The 3375-nt window shown below is 65.5% G+C and carries 3 protein-coding genes and 1 pseudogene; all 4 read right to left on the reverse strand.

The window, feature by feature from the left end:
* Window positions 1-313: 313 nt before the first annotated feature.
* Window positions 314-1075 (reverse strand): hypothetical protein, encoded by a 762-nt coding sequence (locus ABZY11_RS43580; RefSeq protein WP_356484482.1) that lies wholly within the window; start codon window positions 1073-1075, stop codon window positions 314-316.
* A 117-nt stretch (window positions 1076-1192) separates the two neighbouring features.
* Window positions 1193-1561: a hypothetical protein gene (locus tag ABZY11_RS43585; RefSeq protein ID WP_356484483.1), complete on the reverse strand. Its 369-nt coding sequence runs from the start codon at window positions 1559-1561 to the stop codon at window positions 1193-1195.
* A 55-nt stretch (window positions 1562-1616) separates the two neighbouring features.
* Window positions 1617-2000 carry a hypothetical protein gene (locus ABZY11_RS43590; protein WP_356484484.1) on the reverse strand — a complete coding sequence of 128 codons (384 nt, stop codon included), beginning with the start codon at window positions 1998-2000 and terminating at the stop codon, window positions 1617-1619.
* Window positions 2001-2013: 13 nt separating this feature from the next.
* Window positions 2014-3375: pseudogene (locus ABZY11_RS43595) on the reverse strand (hypothetical protein); the annotation flags it as partial.

Here is a 3375-nt window from a genome sequence, read left to right on the forward strand (position 1 = left end):
CAACTGACGGATCAACGTGCCCAGATCATCACTCGACCCACGCGACTTCGACGACAGATTCGTCAGAACCTGCGCCCCCATGTCGAACTTCATTCAATCCCCCTGCCACGCCTGAGCAAACAAATGTGCTGACCATGCCTATCAACTCCGGGAGGCTGAAGCAATCGAAGACCTCAGGGCTGTGGACAGGCTGTGACATGGTCATCGAAGCGCGGCACCGGCAATGAGGTGCGGAAATGGAGCACTTGACCGGAGCATGGAGAACGGGAGCCCTCCCGGCACGACGGGGCTCCCGAGGATCTCCGGCCGATCTTCACGTCGTGCACACGACCGCGAGTTCGATGAACGCGGCGGCTTCGACCTCGGTGATCTCGACGTGATCGATCTCGTTGTGGCCGAGTTCGTACAGTCTGAGGTATTCGGTCGGTTCCCAGCGGAGGTTGCGCGTGAACGCCTCGTCATGCGTCCGGCCGTCGTCGACCCGGCGCCGGACGATGCCGCGTGGGCTGCTTCGCGGACAGCCTTCGCCGATCTTCGCGTAGTACGTGATCTCGCCCTCGGCGTCCAGGGCGTCGAGAGTCGCGGGGGCGAGCGTGAGGAAGGGGCGGGCCGAGAGGCTGCTCTCCACCGTCCCGAGCCGCAGCATCGCGCCATTGAGGTCGATGAACTCCTCGACGAAGTAACCCCCGCCGCGTTCGTACATGAGCAGGAGTGGTTCATAGGGATCATCCGGAAGATCTCGGGACAACTCACCTCCGGCATCCCGCAGCACAGCCCACCGAACGGCGCCCCGGCACGTCTTCTTGAGCGAGGACGGAGCCAGGCCGGTGAGCACCTCTTCCAGTTCGGCGGCGATATCGGACGGCGTCCGGACCTCGGGTGCGACGTGCTCCGCGATGTCGAAGAACGGCCACGACTCCTCAGCGCCGTACGCCTGGGCCCATCGAGCCGCACGGCGCAGATATTCACGCATCAGCAGAGCACGCGAATTCGCGTGCTCGTACGCCGCGGAGTCGTCGCTCCAGTCGATGGCACGCAGCCGTTCGAGTACCGGACGTGGACGGTCGTCAGTCACTTCAGGTCCAGCCCCTTCGCTTTCAGCCACCTGGCAATATCGTCCACAGAATCATCGACGCCGGCCAAACCGTGGGCGAGCGCCGTCTTGATTCGCGTCATGTCGGGCCGCGACGCGTCAGGGGCGGGAGGCCCCCAGGACGGCCGACCGAATGAGCCCAGCTGCTTCGATGTCGCCGGTCTGTGCGTAGACGACATCAGTCCCCTTCTCGTCGGAGAGCCGGAGCAGGTCCGTCGGCTCCCGGCGCACGTCCTGCTCTCTGGCAAGTGCGGGTGGGAGCCGGAACTCCTTGTCGATGTATTGAGTGACGTCGAAGAAGGGCCAGTCGCCCTCGGCGCCGCAGGCATGGGCCCACAGAGCCGCACGGCGCATGTGCTCGCGCATCAGCAGGACGCGCGAGCGCCCGTGGGTGAACGCCGGCTCCAGGTCGTCCCAGGCGATGGCCCACAGCCGCCCGAGGACGGCCCGTGACGATTCGCTGCTCACTCGAAAACCCGCCCCCGGGCCGATGAGACCGATCGGCCCGGCCCGGCCGGACCGGTCAGAGATTCGCGTCGACGTACTTGGCGACCTCCACCATTTGGGCTTCGTTCTCGGCGGGCACCAGATAGTCGTGCTCCCTGATCCGTGCGAGGAATTCCTCGGGGAGTTCTACGTGGTGTGTCCAGACGTAGAACCAGAGGTCTCCCCTCCAGAGCCACTCTCCGTCGGAGAAGATCGAGTCGCCACCGAGTACGGTCCTGCCGGAGCCGAGCACGTCTTCGGAGGAGCCCATGACGCTGAAGACCTCGTGGCCTCCGAGCAGATACTCGGTGATCTGCTTGGCGTCTTCGTAAGGGTTCGGCGCAAGGAAGTCCCGCACACTTCCTCTCGGAGTTCCGAACGAGGGTGCCCAGAGTTCCTGGAAGAAATCGGCGATCTGCATGGGTGATCCTCTGCTAGCGGGCCATGGGAAGGAATGTTCGCCAGTATCCTCCACCAAAGATCTTCGGAATCTGGTTGGGACCGAGCTTGGTGTTCACGCCGACCTTGTTCGTCGGGGCCATCACAGGGACTCCGAGTTCATTGGCGACGGCCTGGGCGGCGGGGATGTCCAGCGCGCCTTCTGCTGTCGTTCCCGTATGGCACGACACCAGCCGCACCGGGCCTCCGTCGTAGCTCGGGTTGGCCCGTATGGCATCCGCGATGTGTGTGGGGTGAGTGTCACCGGCGGAGAAGGACGATCCGGCCTCGTTCACTCGCCCGGGTTCGAAGAAGCCCTGGTTGTTTCCGTGTACAACCACGTCGTGGTACCCCGGGAGCGGCTCGACCAGGTCGAAGTTGACCCTCGTGCTCCTGTCGTAGCCCACGGCTGTTCGCCCGTCTCCGAAGTAGACGGGGTCGCCGGTGTCCAGAATCAGATCGCCGGGTTCCTTGGGCTCTGCCGGAATCCTGGATTCCGGTGAAACCCGGGCCTCGTAGTCGCGACGGGTGCCCATATCGGCGTCGTGGTCCGGGGAATGGCGCCCGTCGCCGGCGTCAGGTGTGGGGTGGTGATCGGCCGCAGGTACGTCGTGCGAAGGCTGGTGACCGTCCGAATCGTGGGCATGCGGTTCGTCCGGCCCGTTGTCCGGGGTGTGCTCGGGCTCCGAGGAGCCACCCTCGTGCGGGTGGGCCGGCCCACCCGGTGATTCCCCGGGGTGGGGCGGGGTGTCCCCGCCGTGTCCCGTTCCGCTGCCGGACGGGTGGTCGGCAGGGTGGGTGGTCCCTCCGAAAGCGTCGTCACCCATGTGACCGACATCGGTTGCCGTGTGGGTGCCCGCACCGACCAGCGCGGGTTCTCTGAGCGTGTTCTCCATGTCAGGGAGGTGAGGGGAGGGCTCGGTGGGTGCGTCCTTGACGTGTTGGACGGTGTCGCCGTGTTCGTCGAGGAGGTTGCCGTCGCGGTCGAAGTACTGGACGGGGACGTCGGTGTGGGTGGGGAGTTTGGTGGTGTTCTCGGGCAGGAGGGGGACGTCGTCGGGGAACTTGACGTTCCCGTCGGGGAGTTTGACTCCGCCGTCGGGGATTGCTGCGCCTTCGGGGAGATGGACGGTGCCGTCGGGGAGTTTGATGGAGCCCTCGGGCAGGGTGATGGCGTCGTCGGGGAGTTTGGGGATCTCGATGTTGGTGATGCCCTTGAGGCCCTTGGTGATGTCGCCGATCTTCGACAGGCCGGCGCCTGCGCCCTTGGCGATGTAGGTCATGGGGTCGATGACCTTGCCGGCCTTGCCGGCGACGGAGAGTACCTTCGCGACGGCTCCGGCCTTGCCGGCTCCCGC

It is taken from the genome of Streptomyces sp. NPDC006510 (assembly GCF_040611955.1).
In the GTDB taxonomy this organism is placed as follows: Bacteria; Actinomycetota; Actinomycetes; order Streptomycetales; family Streptomycetaceae; genus Streptomyces.

What these genes read in the sequence shown, in the direction of transcription:
- ABZY11_RS43590 (WP_356484484.1), bottom strand. Translation starts at nt 2,000, where the DNA reads ATGCAGATCGCCGATTTCTTCCAGGAACTCTGGGCACCCTCGTTCGGA.